The organism is Cellulosimicrobium sp. MI9406 (genome assembly GCF_040595865.1).
Classification (GTDB): domain Bacteria; phylum Actinomycetota; class Actinomycetes; order Actinomycetales; family Cellulomonadaceae; genus Cellulosimicrobium; species Cellulosimicrobium funkei.
On the sequence record NZ_JALIZI010000002.1, the window covers coordinates 515,488 to 535,666 of the forward strand.

The 20,179-nt window shown below is 75.2% G+C and carries 14 protein-coding genes; 2 read left to right on the forward strand and 12 right to left on the reverse strand.

Annotated elements, in window-relative coordinates; translation table 11 throughout:
- Positions 1 to 84 precede the first annotated feature (84 nt).
- From MT994_RS05355 to MT994_RS05375, 5 genes are all read right to left on the reverse strand, one after another.
- Entirely contained in the window at positions 85 to 2,802 is a 2,718-nt protein-coding gene (locus MT994_RS05355; protein ID WP_354805420.1) for a ComEC/Rec2 family competence protein, read from the reverse strand.
- Positions 2,799 to 3,617 carry a helix-hairpin-helix domain-containing protein gene (locus MT994_RS05360; RefSeq protein ID WP_354805422.1) on the reverse strand — a complete coding sequence of 273 codons (819 nt, stop codon included), beginning with the start codon at positions 3,615 to 3,617 and terminating at the stop codon, positions 2,799 to 2,801. Before MT994_RS05360 ends, MT994_RS05355 begins: the two co-directional genes overlap by 4 nt.
- 643 nt (positions 3,618 to 4,260) lie before the next feature.
- The gene (locus MT994_RS05365) at positions 4,261 to 5,142 is read right to left on the reverse strand and encodes a DegV family protein (protein ID WP_354805424.1); all 882 of its coding nucleotides are present in this window, start codon (positions 5,140 to 5,142) and stop codon (positions 4,261 to 4,263) included.
- Between the two features lie 106 nt (positions 5,143 to 5,248).
- Complete coding sequence (locus tag MT994_RS05370) at positions 5,249 to 6,220, reverse strand: DUF5692 family protein (RefSeq protein WP_354805425.1); 972 nt, start codon at positions 6,218 to 6,220, stop codon at positions 5,249 to 5,251.
- A 98-nt stretch (positions 6,221 to 6,318) separates the two neighbouring features.
- Positions 6,319 to 6,930 carry a helix-turn-helix domain-containing protein gene (locus MT994_RS05375; RefSeq protein ID WP_354805426.1) on the reverse strand — a complete coding sequence of 204 codons (612 nt, stop codon included), beginning with the start codon at positions 6,928 to 6,930 and terminating at the stop codon, positions 6,319 to 6,321.
- A 157-nt stretch (positions 6,931 to 7,087) separates the two neighbouring features.
- On the opposite strand from MT994_RS05375, the gene MT994_RS05380 reads away from it, so the two are divergent.
- Positions 7,088 to 9,040, forward strand: a complete 1,953-nt coding sequence (locus tag MT994_RS05380) for a helicase HerA-like domain-containing protein (protein WP_354805428.1) — start codon at positions 7,088 to 7,090, stop codon at positions 9,038 to 9,040.
- A 132-nt stretch (positions 9,041 to 9,172) separates the two neighbouring features.
- Here the strand turns inward: MT994_RS05380 and leuS are convergent, their stop codons facing one another.
- On the reverse strand, positions 9,173 to 12,148 hold the full coding sequence (gene leuS, locus MT994_RS05385; protein WP_354805482.1) for a leucine--tRNA ligase: 2,976 nt from the start codon (positions 12,146 to 12,148) through the stop codon (positions 9,173 to 9,175).
- Positions 12,149 to 12,239: 91 nt separating this feature from the next.
- On the opposite strand from leuS, the gene MT994_RS05390 reads away from it, so the two are divergent.
- Entirely contained in the window at positions 12,240 to 12,686 is a 447-nt protein-coding gene (locus tag MT994_RS05390; RefSeq protein WP_051028118.1) for a YbjQ family protein, read from the forward strand.
- A gap of 33 nt (positions 12,687 to 12,719) precedes the next feature.
- Here the strand turns inward: MT994_RS05390 and MT994_RS05395 are convergent, their stop codons facing one another.
- The 6 genes from MT994_RS05395 to MT994_RS05420 all read right to left on the reverse strand — a co-directional run bounded on the left by MT994_RS05395 (position 12,720) and on the right by MT994_RS05420 (position 19,994).
- Positions 12,720 to 13,376, reverse strand: a complete 657-nt coding sequence (locus MT994_RS05395; protein WP_232422955.1) for a vitamin K epoxide reductase family protein — start codon at positions 13,374 to 13,376, stop codon at positions 12,720 to 12,722.
- 147 nt (positions 13,377 to 13,523) lie between these two features.
- Positions 13,524 to 14,801 carry an MFS transporter gene (locus MT994_RS05400; protein ID WP_211933264.1) on the reverse strand — a complete coding sequence of 426 codons (1,278 nt, stop codon included), beginning with the start codon at positions 14,799 to 14,801 and terminating at the stop codon, positions 13,524 to 13,526.
- Between the two features lie 115 nt (positions 14,802 to 14,916).
- Positions 14,917 to 15,645 (reverse strand): metal-dependent transcriptional regulator, encoded by a 729-nt coding sequence (locus MT994_RS05405; protein WP_114552614.1) that lies wholly within the window; start codon positions 15,643 to 15,645, stop codon positions 14,917 to 14,919.
- A gap of 34 nt (positions 15,646 to 15,679) precedes the next feature.
- Positions 15,680 to 16,384: a YceI family protein gene (locus MT994_RS05410; protein WP_043654338.1), complete on the reverse strand. Its 705-nt coding sequence runs from the start codon at positions 16,382 to 16,384 to the stop codon at positions 15,680 to 15,682.
- Positions 16,385 to 16,438: 54 nt separating this feature from the next.
- Positions 16,439 to 18,337, reverse strand: coding sequence for a metallophosphoesterase (locus MT994_RS05415; protein WP_354805431.1), 1,899 nt, complete (start codon positions 18,335 to 18,337; stop codon positions 16,439 to 16,441).
- 97 nt (positions 18,338 to 18,434) lie between these two features.
- The gene (locus MT994_RS05420; RefSeq protein ID WP_354805432.1) at positions 18,435 to 19,994 is read right to left on the reverse strand and encodes an MFS transporter; all 1,560 of its coding nucleotides are present in this window, start codon (positions 19,992 to 19,994) and stop codon (positions 18,435 to 18,437) included.
- Positions 19,995 to 20,179 lie beyond the last annotated feature (185 nt).

Below are 20,179 nucleotides of genomic sequence, written 5' to 3' on the forward strand. Positions count from 1 at the left end.
CACCGGGGCACCGGGGCACCGGGTGCTCGGCCGCTCGGGTGCCCGGGTGCCCGGGTGCCCGTGCGGGGGCACGCTCGGGCGCGGTCACCCGCATCCCGCGGCGGAGAGGACGTCGTCGCGCACGACGAGCGCCACGGTGCCGCACGCGTCGGTCCGGAGCACCGTCGCGCCCACCCCGCGGTAGAGGTCGAGCGCCCGGTCGGTGGGGTGGCCGTAGGTGTTCTCGCCCGAGCTGACGAGCGCCACCGTCGGTGCCAGGACCTGCGCGAGCCGGTCGGACTGGGTGGCCGAGCCGTGGTGCGCGACCTTGACGACGTCGACCGGTCCCGTGCCCCGCTCGCCCAGGGTCCGCGCGAGCGCCGCCTGCCCCGCGTCCTCCAGGTCGCCCAGCGCGACGACGTCCAGTCCCGCCACCCGGACGAGGAGCGCCACGCTCGCGTCGTTCGCGTCACCCGGTCCGGCCTGCAGCACCTCCCACGAGGCGCCGTCGCCGACACTCTCGCCGGATCCCCCGGCACCCGCAACGCCCGCGGTGCCCCCAGCGCCCGCAGCGCCGACTGAGCCCGCCGCGCCTGTCTCCCCGGGCCGCGCGACCTGTACCGGGACGCCCGCGTCCGCGAGGTCCCCGAGCACGCGCTCGGCCTGCGCCGCGGGCTCCGCCGTCGGGCTCACGAGCGCGCGCTCGACCTCCCGGCCGCGGAGCACCGCCTCCAGGCCGCCGACGTGGTCCGCGTGGAAGTGGCTGAGGACGAGCAGGTCGACCCGCTCGACCCCGAGGTCGTCCAGGCACGACCCCGCTGCGGCGCCTGCGGGCCCGACGTCCACGACCACCGCGGCGCGCGATCCCGAGCGCACGACGAGCGCGTCGCCCTGCCCGACGTCGCACGCCACGACCGCCCAGTCCGCGGGGACCGGTCCCGCGGTCACACCGAGCGGCCGGAGCACCACGACGAGCAGGACGGGCACCGCGACGAGCGCGACGACCACGACCGCGACGCGCGCACGAGACCGGGCTCTCGCCCGCGGAGCGAGGGCGGGGTGCGCGCCGTCGGCCCGTCCGAACGGCCCGGCGTCGGGGCGTGACGACCGGGTGACGCGACGCCACCCCCCGGCGAGGCGCACCCGCAGGGACGGCGACGTCGCGCGACGCAGCGTGCGGCGCTCCCCCGCGTCCTGGAGGGCGCGCGAGCGGAGGACCACGGCGAGCGCGACGGCAGTCAGCGCGGCGAGCAGCGCGGCTCCTCCGACGCCTTCGGGCCAGGGCGCCCGCGCGCCGGGCGCGGCGGCGAAGACCTGGGCGACGCCCGCGATCCAGCCCGTGAAGAGCCCCGCCGTCCAGGCGAGCGCGGTCGCGGCACCGGGCCACCACGGCGCGACGAGCGTCGCGAGGACGCCGAGCACCGTCGCCGGACCGAGCGCCGGTGCGGCCAGGAGGTTCGCCGGGACGGACCACGTGCTCACGCTCGGGTCGAGCAGGACGACGATCGGGGCGCACGCCGCCTGCGCTGCCACCGGGACGGCGAGGACGTGCGCGGTGGTCCGTCCGCACCACGGTGCCAGACGGCGGGCGATCGGCGCCGTGAGCAGGGCCAGCCCGGCGGTCGCGGCGACGGAGAGGACGAAGCCGTACGACCGTGCCAGCCACGGGTCGACGACCAGGAGCACGACCACGGCGGCCCCGAGCGCCGCCACCGCGCGGGACGGGCGGCCGAGCGCGATGCCGACCACGCCGACCACCCCCATCGCCGCCGCTCTCAGCACGCTCGGCTCCGGGTGGACCAGCGCGACGAAACCCACCATCGCCGCGCCCGTGACGACGACGCGGACTGCTCGCGGCGCCCGCAGCAGGACGCACAGCGCCGCGACGCACGCGACGACGATGACGAAGTGGCCGCCGGACACGGCCGTGACGTGCGTCAGCGACGTGGTGCGCATCGCCTCGTCGAGCTCCGGGTCCAGCCGCGAGGTGTCCCCCACGGCCACCCCCGGCACGAGCCCGCGCGCCTGCGGGCTGAGCCCGTCCGTCGCGTCGAGCAGGCTCTGCCGCATGGCGTGCACACCCCACAGGAACCGCCCGGGGTCGTCGACGACGCGTGGTGCGCCGTCCGTGCGCAGGAACGTCCGGTCCCCCTGCACGTCGAGCCGGCCGGTGACCACGACGTCCGCCCCGTACGCGAGGTCGGTCCACCCGTCCCCCGTGCCGGACACGACGACAGGCCCCGCCGCCGGGACGGTCGCGCCGCGTGCGGTGACCTGGTCGACCGTCACCCGCACCTCGTGCCGGTCGGCCGACCCCGACCACGGGTCGGTCCGCGGCTCGACGGCGGAGCGCACCGTCCCGGCGAGGGTCGCCGTCGCACGCTCGTCGGCCAGCGCGTCGAGCGGGACCCGCGCGGCGAGCTGGACCCCGCCCGAGAGGAGGACGGCGGCCACGCACGCGAGGACGAGCGCCACCTGCCCGAGCACGCGCACGCCGACCGATGACCCGGTCCGCGGCCCAACCGGCCGACCGGCACGTGGCCGGACGGGTGCGCCGGGCCGCGGTCCGTCCGACCGGCGGGGGCCCGCACCGGTCGCCGGGCCGGAGGGCACGGTGACGACGCCCGCACCGACGCCTGCGTCGGACGTCCCGGGGAAGGTCGCCCCGCGACGCAGCGCGACGAGGCCGGCGACGAGCACGCAGCACAGCACGACGGCCGTGGCGCGCGCCCCGTGCAGCGCGTCCGCCGCCGAGGTCCCGACGGCGACGAACGCGGTGCCCCAGGCCGCGAGCGCCGCGGGGACGAGCCGGAGGTCGGTCACACGCGCACGAGGTCGCGCACGTCCTCGAGCACCGCGGGGCCGATGCCGCTGACCTCCCCCAGCTCGTCGACGGCGGTGAACGGCCCGTTCTCGTCGCGCCACGCGACGATGCGCTCGGCGAGCACGGGACCGATGCCGGGCAGCGTGTCGAGGGCGGCGGCGTCGGCGGCGTTGAGGTCGACGACCGCGCCACCCGCACCCCCGCCACCGGTGGCGGCTGCGCCCGGGGAGGCGGGCGGTGGCGCGGTGATCGCCTCGCCGGGTCGGGGGACGTGGATCTGCTCGCCGTCGGTCACGGCGCGCGCGAGGTTGAGCGCGGCGAGGTCGGCGTCGGGCGTCGCTCCCCCGGCCGCGTCGAGCGCGTCGGCGACGCGGGCGTCCGTCGCGACGGTCACCAGGCCCGGCGCTGCCACCTGCCCGACGACGTGCACGACCACCCCGTCCGGCGTCCCCGCCGCTGCTGTGCCAGGACCGGGAGCGGCCTCCCCCTCACCGTCGGCGGCGGCACCACCCGCCGCGGCGGGCGACGCGTCCGAACCGGCCTGGGCGCCGTCACCGGCTGCCACTGCCGCGGCGGGGGCATCCACGCGCGCCATGGGCTCGACACCCCCGGCCGGCGCCCGCAGCACGGCGACACCGACCGCGACGAGCAGCACCACGACCAGAGCAATGATTGCGGTCCGCGGCCGCAGCGCCCGCCGGCGCCCGCCCTCCTCGGCGAGGTCGCCGAACCCGGAGTGGGCCGTCGGGTGCCCGTGCGCGGCCGTGTACGCGCTCGCGGCCGTCTGCGCCGCGCGCCGTCGGAGGCGATCCACCTCTCCGTCCGCCTCTCCGTCCACGGTGGCGGCGGGCGCCTCGTCGTCGGACCGCGCCGTCTCCCGGGGGGCGGCGGGACCGACGGCCTCGCCAGCCTCCGGCACCTCGGACGGCGGGGACGGCAGAGACGGCACGGACGGCACGGACGGCACGGACGGCACGGACGGCGCACTCTCCTCCGGCTCCGGCCGCGACGGCAGCCACCCGTCGGCGCCGGACGACCTGGGGTCGCCCGGCGCTCCAGGACGCCGGTGCCAGGACGGGACGACGTCCGGCGCAGGGACGTCCGACGCAGGGACGCCCACCGCCTCGCGCGGCTCCCACGACCACCGCTCGCCTCGCACCGGGCTCGTCTCCGGCGGGTCGACCCGGGGCAGCGCGGCGGTCGCCGGGTGCCACGCGAGGGCAGGCCGCCCGGACCCGGCGACCGCCCGCAGGCGTTGCCGGACGACGGCGCCGTCCCTCCCGGGGTCGCGGCCGGGGCGGGCGTGCTGGCGGGGCTCGTGCCGAGGTGTGCTCACGCCGTGGACGCTAGGGCGAGGGCGCCGCGCCCTGCGGGCGCCTCGGGCCGGGTTGTGGAGGAGGCGACGAGGCGCCCGGCTTGTGCACGGCCACGCGCTTAGGGGCCGCGCGGTCGGCACCTCAGGTCGTCGTCGAGAGGTCCCCTGCCCCGGAGCCGCGGTCGGCGAGGTCCGCGACCACGACGGCGAGCACGCCCGGGCCGACGTGCGCCCCGAGCACCGCGCTCACCGGCGTCACGACGACGTCCAGGCCGGTGCGCTCGGTGAGCGTCACCGCGAGCCGGTCGGCACCGTCGTCGTCCCCGACGTGGTGGACCGCGAGCGCGGGCCGCACGCGTCGGTCCGCGGACTCCACGGCGACCGTCGTGAGCCGCTCGACGGCGGCGGACCGGGTCCGGACCTTCTGCACGACGTCGATCCTGCCGTCACGCACCGCCAGCAGCGGGCGGACACCGAGCACCGTCCCGAGCGCGGCCGAGGCCGCGCTGAGACGGCCGCCGCGGCGCAGGTGGTCGAGCGAGTCGACGAGGAAGACGGCGCGGCTCGCGTCGGCGACCTCGATCGCCCGCCGCGCGACGACGTCCGACCCCGCCCCGGCCGCCGCGGCCGCTGCCGCCTCGCGCGCGGCGAAGCCGAGCCCCATCGCGACGGTCCGCGAGTCCACGACCCGCACGGGGACCGGGGCGTCGGCGGCCGCGAGCGCCGCCGCGTGCACCGTCCCCGACAACTCCCCCGAGAGGTGCACGGAGACGATCTCGCGCGCGCCGGCCGCGGCCGCCGCGGCGTACGCCTCGCCGAACGCGCGCGGCGTCGGCTGCGAGGTGGTCACCCGGTGGCCGGCCTGGAGGTGCGCCGCGACGTCCTCGGCGGTGAGGCCGACGCCCTCCAGGTGCGACTCGTCGTCGACGATCACGTGCAGGGGGACGGCGCGCAGCCGCTCGTCGGGCCCGGGGGGCAGGGAGGCCGTGGAGTCGGTGACGACGTGGACGCGGTGGTCGGTCATGGCCGCGCCACCTTACGGCGACCACGCGTCGTCGCGCACCCCGGCCGCGCAGGGACGCGACCGGCCCGCGACGCCGGAGCGGCGCCGCGGGCCGGTGGCCGGCGCGTCAGGCCGAGGTGGCCGCGACGCCCGCGGGCACGGCATGCTCCGCAGGGCGCGCCGCGGGCCGCTCCGCGGCGAGCCGGCGGTAGGACGCGTGGTCGACGTACAGCTCGTCGCGCAGCGGGTTGCGACGCCGCGAGACGATCACGTACGCCTGGTAGACCGCGACGGCGACGTTCGCGAGGAGCGAGACGAGGCTCACCACGAAGAGCGCCGTCGGGTCGTGGGAGGACTGCACCGCGAACGGCGAGTCGGAGACGAACGCCGGGACGGCCATGGTGAACATCATCCAGAACGCGAGGGTGTGGGCACGGTGCTGGAGCCAAGCCCCCTTGCGCAGGAAGAAGGCGGGGATGGTGCACGAGATCAGCAGGGCGGCACCGGCGTAGAACGCGTGGTCACCGACGCAGTTGTAGACGTAGGCGAAGTTCCAGAGGTCGTAGGCGATGATCCAGAACCACATCATGTCGGGCCAGATCATGTCCTGGAACCGGTCACGGGTCACGAAGATCCCGACCCACCCGCAGATGGTGACGAGGTTGAGGATGCCGGCGACCCCGTTCATGACGTTCCACGGGCCGCCCACCATGACGACGCCGTCGACCACTCCGTCCATCCCCGTGACCTGGAAGTCCCGGATGACGGCCTCGAGGATGTTGAGCCCGAGGATCGCGGGCGGGAACAGCAGGGCGTACCGCATGGCGCGCAGCCGAGGGCTGTAGCGCAGGAGCATGAAGCCGATGCAGCCCGCGAGGGCCGAGTAGACCTTGACCCAGTGGAACCACGTGCCGGTCGAGGAGCCGGCGCCCGCCGTCTGCGGCCAGACGAAGATCGTCAGCACCACGGGCAGGACCACGAAGATCCCGACGGCGGCGGTCTTCGACCAGCGCACGAGCTCGTTGAGCGCGATGAGCGCGGCCAGCACGACGAACCACATGACGGCTGCCTGCCACGGGATCGAGTCGAACAAGAACATGTCGTCTTCTCCTGGGGGACGACCGGGCGGTCCCACGCCACCCGGGAACGGTGCGCGCTCGGAGGGCTTCCGGGTCCCGGCGCGCCGGAGACCCGGGATCACCCGTCCGAGGAGCTCTCCTCGTCCAGGTGCAGCGTCTGGCGCACGATCGTCGCGAGGGCCGCGTCGTCCACGTCCGGGGAGTTCCGGACGAGTCCGACCAGCCCGTAGACGAGCACGTAGAACGTCTCCGCGACGTGCGTGATCCGGACGCGGTGCCGTGCCGCGTAGGCCTCGACCGTGGTTGCCTCGAGGCACGCGACGACCGCGCGGACGGCGCGGTCGAGGAACCGGTCGTAGAGCCCGCCGTTCTCGGGGCGCCGGAGGTCGGCGCGCAGCGGGTCGATCGCGCGCAGGTAGGTGCGGAACATCGCCACGCAGTCGACGAGCGCGGTGTCGATGTCGCCCGTCTCGCGAGCGGCGTCCCAGGCGCGGACCGCCGCGGTGAACTCCTCGACGTACTCGTCGCGCACGGCGTCGACGAGCGCGTCCTTGTCCGCGAAGTAGTAGTAGACGAGCCCGCGCGCCACGCCGGCGCGCTCCGCCACGTCCGTGGTGGACGTCTTCGCGATGCCTCGCTCGACGAAGAGCTCCCGGGCGGCGCGGACGATCTCCTCGGCCCGCACCTCGGGTGCGGACCGACGTCGCCGCGTCGGTGTCGTCGCGCTCATGGACGCTCCTTCATCAGGGGGACGTCTTCACGCTAGGACCGCTATTGACAGACCGTCAATAAAGCCGAGCGCCGCGGGGACGAAGGTCCCCGAGGGTCGTGACGACCGTCCGGGCGCGGCCGGGCGGCCGCCCGCGCCGCGCCCTAGGATCCGAGGCATGGGCGACGACGCACCGACCGACCCGGAGATCCTGGCGCTGCGCGCGGCCGCCGCGCAGGCCGCCGCGGAGGCGGCCGAGGCACGCGCCGCCGCGGCGCGGGCGGCGCTCGAGGCCGCCGAGGCGGCGGCGCGCGGCGACGCCCCCGAGCCGGACGCCCCCGCTCCCCCGGCCTCCGCTCCGTCGACCGACGCGACCCCTGCCGACGCGACGCCCGGGGTCGCTCCCGCGGCCGAGCCGTCCCCGACGGACGCACCACCGGGGCCGGCGCCGACCGGCCCCGCCCGGGACGCACCGCCGCCCCCCGGCGACGGGTACGCCGCGCAGGTGGCGACGGGCTACGCGTACGCGGGCGGCACGCTCCCGCTCGGCGCGCTGCTGGAGGGTACGGAGGGCGGCGACCCGTCCCCCCGCGCCGACGTCCAGGTCGGGTTCGCGCTCTCGATGCTCAACCGGCACGGGCTCGTCGCGGGCGCGACGGGCACCGGCAAGACGAAGACGCTCCAGGGCATGGCGGAGGGCCTGTCGGCGGCGGGCGTCCCCGTGTTCCTCGCCGACGTCAAGGGTGACCTGTCGGGGCTCGCCGTGCCGGGCACGTCGTCCGTGAAGATCGTGGAGCGCGCGGCGTCGATCGGCCAGGACTGGAGCCCGACGGCGTACCCCGTCGAGGTGTACTCGCTCGGCGGCCTCGGCACCGGGGTGCCGATCCGGACGACGGTCGCGGACTTCGGCCCGCTCCTGCTCGCCAAGGTGCTCGGCCTCAACGAGACGCAGGAGTCGAGCCTCGGGCTCATCTTCCACTGGGCCGACGCGCAGGGCCTCGCGCTGCTGGACCTCAAGGACCTCCAGGCCACCATCGCGTACCTGACGTCCGACGAGGGCAAGGCCGAGCTCCGGGGCATCGGCGGCGTGTCGGGCGCGACGGCCGGCGTGATCCTGCGCGAGATCGTCGCGCTCCAGGCGCAGGGCGCCGACGTGTTCTTCGGCGAGCCGGCGTTCGCGACGTCGGAGCTGCTGCGCACGACGCCCGACGGGCGGGGCGTCGTCTCCGCGCTCGAGCTCCCCGCGGTGCAGGACCGCCCGGCGCTGTTCTCCACCTTCCTCATGTGGCTGCTCGCCGACCTCTTCCAGGAGCTGCCCGAGGTGGGCGACGTCGAGAAACCGCGGCTCGTGTTCTTCTTCGACGAGGCGCACCTGCTGTTCACCGGCGCGTCGAAGGAGTTCCTCCAGCAGGTGGTGCAGACGGTGCGCCTCGTGCGGTCCAAGGGCGTCGGCGTGTTCTTCGTGACGCAGAGCCCGAAGGACGTCCCCGCCGACGTGCTCGCGCAGCTCGGGAACCGCGTCCAGCACGCGCTGCGCGCCTTCACGCCGGACGACGCCGCGGCCCTGCGGGCCGCGGTGCGCACCTACCCCACGTCGCCGTACGACCTCGAACGGCTGCTGCAGTCGCTCGGGACGGGCGAGGCCGTCGTCACGGTGCTCACCGAGAAGGGCGCGCCCGCCCCGGTGGCGTGGACACGGGTCCGTGCGCCGCAGTCGTCGATGGACCCCGCGCCGACGTCCGTGCTCGACGGCATCGTGGCGGCGTCGCCCGCGACGGCCCGGTACGGCACCGCCGTCGACGCCGAGTCCGCGTTCGAGCTCCTCCAGGTGCGCGTCCAGGAGCAGGCGGCGGCGCGCGCCGCCGCCGACGCGGCCGAGGCCGAGGCGGCCGCGCAGGAGAAGGCGGCGAAAAAAGCCGCCCAGGAGGCCGAGCGCGCGGCGAAGAAGGAGCAGGCCGAGCTGGAGAAGATGCGGGCGAAGCTCGAGCGCGAGGCCGCGACGGGGCGCTCGCGCTCGTCCGGGTCCTCCCGGTCGCGGTCGTCGAGCCCGCTCGACTCGTTCCTCCGCTCGGCGGGCACCCAGCTCGGCCGCGAGCTCACCCGCACCATCTTCGGCACCCGCCGCCGCTGACCCTCCACCCGGTGGGTGCGGGAGACCGTCACGCCGAAACCGGTCAGCGCGGCTGTCTCGACCCGTGAGTGCGGGAGATCGTCGCGTCCGGCTGTCCGAGACGCGACGATCTCCTGCACTCAGCGAACGAGGTCAGACGACGATGTTGACCAGCTTCGGGGCGCGGACGATCACCTTGCGGACCTCGGCGCCGTCGATCGCGCGCACGACGTTCGGCTCGGCGAGCGCGGCGGCCGTGAGGTCCTCCTCCGAGATCGACGGCGGCACCTCGATCCGCCCGCGGACCTTGCCCTTGACCTGCACGATGCACGTCACGGTGTCCTCGACGAGGTAGCGCTCGTCCGCCGTCGGGAAGGGCTCGTGCGCGAGCGAGCGCTCGTGGCCCAGGCGCTCCCACAGCTCCTCCGCGATGTGCGGCGCGACGGGCGCGGTCATGAGCACGAGAGGCTCGACGGCCTCGCGCGGCACGCGGTCGAGCGACGTGAGGTGGTTGTTCAGCGTGATGAGCTTCGCGATGGCCGTGTTGGGGCGCATGTGCTCCATCTCGACGCGGACGTCGGCGATCGCCCGGTGCACGGCGCGCAGCGTCTCGGGCGACGCAGGCTCGTCGACGACCGTCACCTCGCCCGTCTCCTCGGAGACGACGTTGCGCCACAGGCGCTGCAGGAACCGCTGCGACCCGACGACGGCGCGCGTCTCCCACGGGCGCGACAGGTCCAGCGGGCCCATCGACATCTCGTAGACGCGGAACGTGTCGGCGCCGTACTCGGCGTACATCTCGTCGGGCGTGACGACGTTCTTGAGCGACTTGCCCATCTTCCCGTACTCGCGCTGCACGACCTCGCCGTTCCAGCGGTACACGACCTCGCCCGAGCCGTCGGGCGCGGGCTCCTCCGTGACCTCGGTGGCAGGCACGTACTGGCCGCGCGCGTCGGTGAAGGCGTACGCCTGGACGTAGCCCTGGTTGAACAGCTTGTGGAACGGCTCGACGCTCGACACGTGGCCCAGGTCGTAGAGGACCTTGTGCCAGAACCGCGCGTAGAGCAGGTGCAGCACGGCGTGCTCGACACCGCCGACGTACAGGTCGACGCCCCCGGCGCGGCCCGCGCTCGGGTTGTGCTCCGGGCCCATCCAGTAGCGCTCGAGCTCGGGGTCGACCACCGTGTCCTGGGCGCCGCCGTCCCACTGCGGGTCGAGGTAGCGCAGGTAGTACCAGCACGACCCGGCCCAGTTGGGCATCGTGTTCGTGTCCCGGCGGTACTGCTTCGGCCCGTCGCCGAGGTCGAGCGTGACGTTGACCCACTCGTCGTTGCGGCCCAGGGGCGCCTCGGGCGACGAGTCGGCGTCGTCCGCGTCGAACGTGCGCGGCGCGTAGTCGGGGACGTCCGGCAGGTCGACGGGCAGCAGAGCGTCGGGGATCGCGACAGGCTGGTCGTTCTCGTCCCAGACGATGGGGAACGGCTCGCCCCAGTAGCGCTGGCGGCTGAACAGCCAGTCGCGCAGGCGGTACGTCGTCGTGCCCTCGCCGATGCCCTTGCCGACGAGCCACTCGGTGATGCGGCGCTTCGCCTCGGGCACGTCGAGCCCGTCGAGCGAGATCTCGTCGTTGGCCGAGCCGACGACCACGCCGTCGCCCGTGTACGGGCCCGTGAAGTCCTCCGGCAGCCCGTCCGCGGGCTCGACCGTGCGCACGACCGGCAGCCCGAACGCCTCGGCGAACGCGAAGTCGCGCTCGTCGCCGCCGGGGACGGCCATGATCGCGCCCGTGCCGTAGCCCATGAGCACGTAGTCGGCGGTGAAGACCGGGATCGCCTGGCCGTTCACCGGGTTCACCGCGAGGTGCCCCGTGAACACGCCCGTCTTCTTGCCGGCGTCGGCCTGGCGCTCGACGGCGGTCTTCGCGGCGGCCTCGCGACGGTACGCCGCGACGGCCTCGACCGGCGAGCGGTGCCCGCCCGTCCACGCGCTCGACGTGCCGTCGGGCCAGTGCGCCGGGACCTCGTCGAGCAGCGGGTGCTCGGGCGAGACGACCATGAACGTCGCGCCGAACAGCGTGTCCGGGCGCGTCGTGAAGACCTCGACCTCCGCGCCGGAATCCGCCGCGGCGTCGTTCGCCCCGTCGGGCGTGCCGAGCACGGCGAACCGCACGAGCGCGCCCTCGCTGCGACCGATCCAGTTGCGCTGCATCGCCGTGACCTTCTCGGGCCAGTCGATGAGGTCCAGGTCGTCCGCGAGGCGGTCGGCGTACGCGGTGATGCGCATCTTCCACTGGCGCAGGCTGCGCTGGAACACGGGGAAGTTCCCGCGCTCCGAGCGGCCGTCGGCGGTGACCTCCTCGTTCGCGAGGACCGTGCCCAGGCCGGGGGCCCAGTTCACGGGCGACTCGTCCACGTACGCGAGGCGCTGCGAGTCGACGACGGCGCGGCGCTGCTGAGGCGTGAGGCTCGCCCAGCCGGCCCCCTCCTCGACGCCCTCGACGCCGCCCGGCACCGGGCGCGCGCCCGACGCGAGCTCGGCCTCGAGCTCGGCGATGCGGCGCGCGCGACCACGACCGCCGTCGGGGCGCAGGGCCTCGGGGTCGTACCAGGAGTCGAAGATCTGCAGGAAGATCCACTGCGTCCAGCGCACGTACTCGGGGTCGATCGTCGCGAACGTGCGGCGCGAGTCGTGCGCGAGCCCGAGGCGTCGCAGCTGCCGACGCATGTTGGCGATGTTCGCCTCGGTGGTCACGCGCGGGTGCTGCCCCGTCTGCACCGCGTACTGCTCGGCGGGCAGGCCGAACGCGTCGTAGCCGAGGGCGTGCAGCACGTTCTCGCCGCGCATGCGCCGGAACCGGCCCACGACGTCCGTCGCGATGTACCCGAGGGGGTGCCCCACGTGCAGGCCCGCGCCCGACGGGTACGGGAACATGTCCATGATGAAGTACGGGCTCGCGCCCTCGGGGCCGTCGCCCTCGCCGTCCGTCAGGTCGCCCGTGGGGTTCGCGGCCCAGAACGTGCCGCGCTGCTCCCAGAGCTCCTGCCACTTGAGCTCGATCTGCTCCGCGAGCGCCGGCGTGTAGCGGTGGGCGGGGCCGCCCGCGGCGGGGGCGTCCGGGGCGTGCGGGATCGAGGTCGTGTCAGGCGTGGTCACCCGGCCGAGTTTACCGGCCGTCGCACGGCCCGACGGCGGCCGTCCGCCCCGTGCGAGGATGTGCGGCGTGATCATCGTGACGACCAACGACGTGCCCGGCTACCGCATCGACGCGGTGCTCGGCGAGGTCATGGGCATGACCGTGCGCAGCGCCAACCTCGGGGCGAACTTCGTCGCGTCCTTCCGCTCGATCGGGGGCGGGGAGGTCAAGGAGTACACGCAGCTCGTCTACGAGTCGCGCCAGGAGGTCATGCACCGCATGGTGCAGGAGGCGCAGCGCCGCGGGGCCAACGCCGTCGTCGGGATGCGCTTCGACACCGGCGAGATCGCGGCGTCGTTCTCGGAGGTGTGCGCGTACGGCACGGCCGTCGTCGTCAGCCCGCTCGCCGCGGGCCAGCCCGGCGCGACGGCGCAGTCCGCCCACCAGGCCCAGGGTGCGCCGTCCGCTCCCCCGCAGCCGGGCGGCCACGGTTACCCGCAGGACGCCGCGCCGGACCAGCCCGCCTGGCGCTGACGCGACCCGGCACCACCGGCGCGGCGGCGCCGGTCAGAACAGCGAGATGATGATCGGCCCCTTGACCAGCACGATCCACGCGACGAGCGCGACGTAGGCGATCGCCAGGAACAGGTTCCGGTTGCCGACGAGAGTGCGGCGCACGCCCTCGCCCGCGGGCAGGTAGCCCTCCTGCACGGCGTGGACCACCTGGTACCAGAACAGCGGGATCATGGCGAACCACACGACCATGCAGTAGGGGCACATCGCGGAGATCGCGTACATCGTCGTCCACATGAGGAAGACGATCAGGCCCATGCCGAGCGTCGTCCCTCCGAGGAGTGCGAGCCAGTACCAGCGCGGCAGGCGGGCGCCCGCGAGCAGGACCACGCCCGTGGTGATCACCACGGGGAACGCCGCGATCCCGAGCAGCGGGTTGGGGAAGCCCAGGAGCGCGCCCTGCCACGAGTCCATCGCGTCGCCGCAGTCGAGCAGGGCGTTGACGCTGCACGAGGCGACGTGACCCGGGTCGGCGAGCTTGAGGTACTTCTCGATCGCGAGCGCCGCCGAGCCGGCGAGGCCGATCGCGCCCAGCACGACGAGCAGCCAGCCCATCGTGCGCGGCCTGATCGGGCGGGGGCCGGACGCGGGCAGCAGCTCGTCGTCGGGCTCGGCGGACACGTTCGCACCGGCGGTGGCGCTCTTGCTCACGGGGACGCTCCTCGTGGGTCTCCGGCTCCCGCCGGACGTGACGGCGCGCACGGCGGTGCGCGCACGGCACAACCTACCGCGCCCCGCTGGGACCTGGCTGGGAGACACCGGACCACCGCACGCGCGCCACCTCGGCCGGTCGGCGGGCTACCGCGGCGGCGCGACGGCCGCCGACGGCGCGTGCGCGTCGTCGGGCAGCGTCGCCACCACGACGCCCGCGGGGCGGCGACCGACGACGAGGATGATGGCGAGGCCGGCCACGGTGAGCACGACGCCCGTCCAGGCGGGCGCGAGGTAGCCCCAGCCGGCGGCGATGACGAGCCCGCCGAGGAACGCCCCGTTGGCGTTGCCGACGTTGAGCGCGGAGTGGCACAGCGCCGCACCGAGCGACGGCGCCGACGGCGACAGGTCCATGAGCCGCGTCTGGAGCGACAGGCCGAGGATCTGCGACGTGACGCCGAGCAGGAACAGCGACAGCACGGCCGGGACGGGGTGCTGCCCGGTGAGCGCGAAGAGCGCCAGCATCGCCCCGGTCGACACGAACCCGAGGTACACGGTGCGCATCACCGAGCGGTCGGCGAGCCGGCCGCCGAGCACCGTCCCGACGGTCATGCCGACGCCGAAGATCGCGAGCACGAGCGGCACCGCGCCGGACGCGAGCCCCGTGACGCGCGTGACGGTCGGCTCGACGTAGGAGTACACGGCGAACATGCCGCCGAACCCGATCGCGGCGCCGACGAACCCCGTCCACAGCGGGCCGTTGCGCAGGGCGCCGAGCTCGCGCCGCACGCTCGTGTCCTCGTTGCCCGCCCCGGCGGGGATCAGCCGCCACAGCGCCAGGAGCGTCACGAGCCCGAGCGCCCCGACCACGACGAACGCGGCCCTCCAGCCGAGCTGCTGCCCCGCGAACGTGGAGAGGGGGACACCGACGACGTTCGCGATCGTCAGACCCGCCATCATCGTCGCGACGGCGCGGCCCCGGCGGCCAGGACCCGCGACGGCCGCGCCCACCGCCGCCCCGACGCCGAAGAACGCGCCGTGCGGCAGCCCGGCGAGGAAGCGCCCGGCGACGAGGGTCTCGATGCTCCCCGCCGTGGCGGAGAAGAGGTTCCCGAGCGTGTAGAACGCCATGAGCGCGAGGAGGAGCGTCTTGCGCGGCACGCGTGCCGCGGCGACGGTGAGCAGCGGCGCACCGACGACGACCCCGACGGCGTAGGCCGTGATCGCGTGGCCGGCGGTCGGGATGGACGTGCCGAGGTCGGTCGCGATGTCGGACAGGAGCCCCATGGTCGCGAACTCGGTCGTCCCGATGGTGAAGCCGCCCATCGCGAGCGCGAGCAGCGCGGGCCCGGCGCCGCGCAGGCGGCCGGCGTCGCGCGGCTCAGGGGCGTCCGACGGCGGTGCGGTCGGGGTGGCGTCGGTCATGGGTGTCCTCGTGCGTCGGTCGGGCGGGTCGGGCGAGCGGCTCGGACCGAGGTGTCGAATCGATTCGAGCCCGGTCGGCGACATCGGCGACGAGAAGAAGGGGCAGGCGACCAGTCTAGGCGGAGACGGGCTCGGCGCGCACGACCCACACGTGGTCCGCCGCGCGCAGGCCGAGCTGCGCGGGCGGCGCCGGGCGTGGTTCCGGCGCCGGCTCGACGCCCTCGGTCGGCGGCGACCAGACGACCGAGAGGATGCCCGCGTACTCGCGGCGCTCGCGGACCTCGACGCCCGTGTCGAGGCCGACGCCGATCTCGGCGAGGTAGCGCAGCACGTCGGGGTCGGCGTCGGAGATCCGCACCACCGTGCCGCGGTCGCCGACGACGAGCTCCGCGAGCGGGACCGCGGGCGGGCGGACGACGGTCCCGTCGGCGCCGGGGATCGGGTCGCCGTGCGGGTCGCGCGTGGGGTGCCCGAGGCGGGCGTCGATCCGCTCGATGAGCAGGTCGGAGACCGCGTGCTCGAGGACCTCCGCCTCGTCGTGGACCTCGTCCCACCCGTAGCCGAGCTCCGACACGAGGTACGTCTCGAGGAGCCGGTGGCGGCGCACCATCGCGAGCGCGAGGCTGCGGCCGCGCTCGGTGAGGGTGATCGCGCCGTACGGCGCGTGCTCGAGCAGACCCTGGGCGCTGAGCCGCCGGACCGTCTCGGAGACGGTGGAGGCCCCGACGCCGATGCGCTCGGCGAGGAGCTTCGTCGTCACGCGCTCGTCCGCCCACTCCTGGGCGGCCCAGACGACCTTGAGGTAGTCCTGGGCTACGGGCGTCAGGTCGGTCGGGTGGTCCACCCGACCACCCTAGGTCACGGCGTCCGGCCGGGGCTCAGGGGGTCGCGGACCGGACGAGCTCGAGCCGCACCTCGACCGTCCCCTCGTCGCGCACCTGCACGGGCGCGCCGGGCGGCACCGCGATGCCGAAGTCGGAGAAGCGCACGCCGATCGCCCCGGTCGCGAGCGCCCCCTGGCCCGACCGCCGGACGTCGAGCGCGACCGTCACGGCCTGGGTCTCGTCGCGGATCGTCAGCGCTCCCGCGGCCTGGAGCCGGACCGTCTCGTCGGTGGCCGCGAGCTCGCTCACGTCGAGCGGCGACGTGAGCGAGAAGAGCGTGGTCGGGTACAGGTCCGTCTCGAGCGCCTGCTGGAGCTGGCGGTCCGCCACGGACGACCCGGTCCGGAGCGCGGTCGTCGCGACGGTCACCGTCGCGGTCTGCAGCTCGCCGTCCGCGACGCGCAGCGTGCCGGTGACGTCCGGCGTGGTGCCGAGGAGCACCGCCTCGTCCGCCGGGACGTCGAGGACGTCCGCGCGGAAGCCCGCCTCGGAGCCCGGCGCGACGACCCACTCGCCGTCCACGTCGAAGGGACCGGGCGCGGCCGGGGCCGCGGACGCCGTCTCCTCCCCCGGCGACTGCAGGCCCAGCGGGGGCGGGGTGCGGCCCTCCTGCACCTCCGAGTACACGAACGGGGCGAGGAGCACCACGACGAGCGCGAGGACCACCGACACGACGATCCAGCGCGTCGACCTGCTCATACGCCCCATCCTGCCGCGCCGCGCAGCGCGCGGCGAGCACCGACGCGCAGCGGCTCAGCCCTCGCCCGCGGGTTCACCCCCGGCCGGGGCGTCAGCGGGCGCGTCGCCGTCGGGCACGTCGCCCTCGGTGCCGACCTCGGTGCCGGCCTCGTCGGGCTCCTCGACGACCGGCTCGCCGGACGGCGTGGGCCACGCGATCCGCGGCCAGACCTTCGCGGACTCGTCCGTCCCGATCTGCACGAGCTGCCAGTCGACGATGCGCCGCCGCTCGGGGTCGAAGCGCAGCACCGTCATCTCCGCGGTGCCCTTGAGCGGGCCGATGCGGAGCTGGTCCTTGACCGCGCCCGCAGTGCTCCCGCTCACGTACCGGACGCCCCCGCCCGTCCGCTCCGGACCGGACCGGGTGTGCATGTGCCCGGAGACCTGGTTCGGGACGCAGCCGGAGTCGAGCGCCTCGTTCCCCATGCGGGGCGTGTGGATGAGGAGGAGGTCGATCGGGTCGCCGTCCTCCTGCTCGGCGCACGCGACCTCGGTCAGCCGGGCCGCGTACTCCTCCGGCGTCTCCTCGCGGGGCGGCTGGCTGCCGAGCCCGAGCCGCGTCTCGAGCGGGTCGCGGTCGCCGAGGATGCGGATCCCCTCGACCTCGACGACCTTGCCGTCCAGGACGGTCTGGCCGTTCGCGCGCTCCTGCGCCGAGGTCTCGACGCTGTCGTGGTTGCCGTCGGCGACGACCATCGTCACGCCCTTCGGCACCGCGGAGGCGAACGAGTCGACGCAGAACGACTCGACGGCCGTGCCGTTCATCGTGGTGTCGCCGGCGTTGAGGACGACCGACGCCCCCGACCGCTCCACCGCGGTCCGGATGAGCGGGGCCATGCCGGTGTTGCAGTGCAGGTCGCTCACCACCAGGAGCGTGACGAGGTCCTCCTCCGCCGCGGGGGCGGGCTGTGGCGTCGGCTCGTCGCCCGCCTCGGTGTCGGCCGCGGCGCCGGAGCCGTCGTCGGGCGCGCCGGGCTCGTCGGCTCCCGCGTCGGTCCCGTCGTCCGTACCCGACGTCGTCCCCTCCGTCGCGTCCGGGGCGTCGCCCGTCGCGTCGGGGGCGTCGGAGGACGCGCCGTCGGACGGCTCGTCGGAGGCCCGGTCGTCGGACGTGCCCGCCGCGGCGGGACGCGGCGCGGTGAGGCGCTGGATCCGGTCGCGCCGGTCCCAGGCCGCGACGAGGTGCGCGTCCGCGCGTGCGTAGAAGTCCTCGTTCTCGCGGTAGAGGTCGATGAGCATCGCGCCGTAGGTGTCGACGACGCCCGCGAGCCGGCCGGTGATGCGCGCGCCCTCGAGCGGGGTCCCGTCGAACACCGCGGACGCGCGCTGGGACGGCCCGGCCGTCGTGCCCGGGTCGCTCGCGACGAGCGACGCCCCGACGAGCGAGACGAGCACGACGCCCGCGGTGATCTCGTACGTGCGCGGCGCGACCCGCTCGCTGAGCTCCCGCCGGCGCGGCGGGCCGAGCAGGAGGTAGAGACCCGCACCGACGGCCGCGACGACGAGGATCGCGAACCCCGTGCGGCGCAGCGCGTCGACGACGAGGGCGCGTGCGACGGAGCCGATCGTCTCCTGCGGGCCGCCGAAGAAGCGGAGGTAGTCCTCGAGGTCCTGGGACAGGCCCTCCAGCGTGTCCGCCTGCCCGACGGCGGTGAGGTCGGCGGGGATCTCCTCGACCGTGACGTCGGCGCCCAGGCCGAGCGGTAGCGGCGAGTCGATCTGGATCGTCCCGAGCGGGCCGAGGTCGACGGTGACGAGGCCGTTCGTCGTGACCTCGTACAGCGCTTCGTGCGGGCCGAGGCTGCGCTCGGCCGTCGCCGTCGTGACCCCCCACACGACGCACGGCACGAGGGCGAGCAGGATGCCGAGGGTCCAGCGGACCCAGCGGGGCGGGGTGCGGTGCGGACGGCTCATCACCGCCCAGCCTCCCGGATCGCGGCTCTCGTCGCCAACCGCGAGCGCCGCGCGCCCCGCCGCGAGGGTGCGGCGGGGCGCGCGGGGCGGCGCGTCGTCAGGACTTCGCGCCCCGCAGCGTGACGAGCGCCACGCCCGCGGCGACGAGCATGAGCACCACGCCGATGAGCGACGTCGTGCCGACGCCGCTGCCGAACGCGGCGTGCGCGGAGTCGAGCAGCGCCTGCGCCTGCCCGGCGGGCAGGGTCGAGGCGACCTGGGTCGCGCCGCCGAGCGTCTCGGCCGCGGCGACGGCGTCGGCCGCGGGGACGCCCTGCGGGACGACGACGTTCGCGTGGTACGACGCCGTGAGGATGCTCCCCAGGACCGCCGTGCCGAGCACGGCGCCCACCTCGTACGCGGTCTCGGAGATCGCGGACGCGGCACCCGCCTTCGCGGCGGGGACGGACGACACGATGAGGTCGTTCGACACGGTCTCGGCCGCGCCCACGCCGAGCGAGAGCACGACGAACGCCACCATGAGCAGCGCGAGCGTGCTCTGCCCGGCGCCCGCGGCGACGATCGCGTAGCCCGTCGCGGAGAACAGCAGCGCGACGGCGACGACGTGCGCCGGGCGCACGCGCCGCACCACCCGGACGACGCCGAGCCCGGCGACGATCATGACGACCAGCCCCGGCAGGAGCGCGACGCCCGCCTGCATCGGGCCGAGCCCGAGCACGAGCTGGACGTCCTGCGACACGAAGAACAGGAAGCCCACGAGCGAGAACACGGACAGCAGGTTGACGAGCACCGCGCCGCTGAAGGCACCGCGCGTGAAGAGGCGCACGTCGATCATGGGGTTGGACCGGTGGAGCTGACGGCGCACGAACAGCACGCCCGCGGCGAGCCCGACGGCGACGCTCGCGAGCGCGACCACGCTCGGGCCGGACTTCGCGAAGGTCTTGATGCCGTAGACGACCGGGGTCATGGTCGCCATGACGAGCACGATCGACAGGACGTCGATCCGGCCCGGCGCGGGGTCGCGCGACTCGGGCACGAAGAACGGCGCGAGCGCGAGCAGCAGCACGAGCACCGGGACGGCGAGGAGGAAGACCGAGCCCCACCAGAAGTGCTCGAGGAGGAAGCCGCCGACGATCGGCCCGAGCGCGGACCCGGCCGCGAACCCGGCGGCCCAGACGGCGATGGCGAGCCGGCGCTCCTCGCGGTCGGTGAAGACGTTGCGCAGGATCGAGAGCGTCGACGGCATGAGCATGGCGCCGAAGAAGCCGAGCGCGGCGCGCGACGCGACGAGCGCGCCGGCGCTGGGCGCGTAGGCCGCGACCACGGAGACGGCGGCGAAGCCCACCGCGCCGGTGAGGAGCAGCCGACGGCGGCCGACGCGGTCGGCGAACGAGCCCATCGGCACGAGCAGGCCGGCGAGCACGAGCGGGTAGATGTCGATGATCCACAGCAGCTGCGTCCCGGTGGGGCGCAGCGACTCGGAGATCTGCGGCAGCGCGAAGCTGAGCACGGTGTTGTCGACCGACACGAGCAGCACCGGGAGCATGAGCACGGCGAGCGCGAACCAGCGGCCGGCGGCGCCGCGCGCGGGTCCGCGCGTTGCGGGCTCGTGCTGGGCGGCGGTCCCGGTCGGGGTCGTCGTCACGGGGGTCGTCACGGCGAGGGGTCCTTCCACGTCTTCCGGGCGGCCGGGGCGACGCGGTGGCGCCGAACTTCCAGACCGTCCAGACGGTATAGTAACGACGGGACAGGCCACCGTCATCCCGCCCTCGACTGTGACGCTCCGCACCGCGTCGCCTCCCCCGCTAGGCGTCCCCGCACCGGCCGCGGGCTCGCGGATCA

What these genes read in the sequence shown, in the direction of transcription:
- MT994_RS05375 (WP_354805426.1), bottom strand. Translation starts at nt 6,930, where the DNA reads ATGAGCGCGACGACACCGACGCGGCGACGTCGGTCCGCACCCGAGGTG.
- MT994_RS05415 (WP_354805431.1), bottom strand. Translation starts at nt 18,337, where the DNA reads ATGAGCCGTCCGCACCGCACCCCGCCCCGCTGGGTCCGCTGGACCCTC.
- MT994_RS05365 (WP_354805424.1), bottom strand. Translation starts at nt 5,142, where the DNA reads ATGACCGACCACCGCGTCCACGTCGTCACCGACTCCACGGCCTCCCTG.
- MT994_RS05410 (WP_043654338.1), bottom strand. Translation starts at nt 16,384, where the DNA reads ATGAGCAGGTCGACGCGCTGGATCGTCGTGTCGGTGGTCCTCGCGCTC.
- MT994_RS05400 (WP_211933264.1), bottom strand. Translation starts at nt 14,801, where the DNA reads ATGACCGACGCCACCCCGACCGCACCGCCGTCGGACGCCCCTGAGCCG.
- MT994_RS05380 (WP_354805428.1), top strand. Translation starts at nt 7,088, where the DNA reads ATGGGCGACGACGCACCGACCGACCCGGAGATCCTGGCGCTGCGCGCG.
- MT994_RS05370 (WP_354805425.1), bottom strand. Translation starts at nt 6,220, where the DNA reads ATGTTCTTGTTCGACTCGATCCCGTGGCAGGCAGCCGTCATGTGGTTC.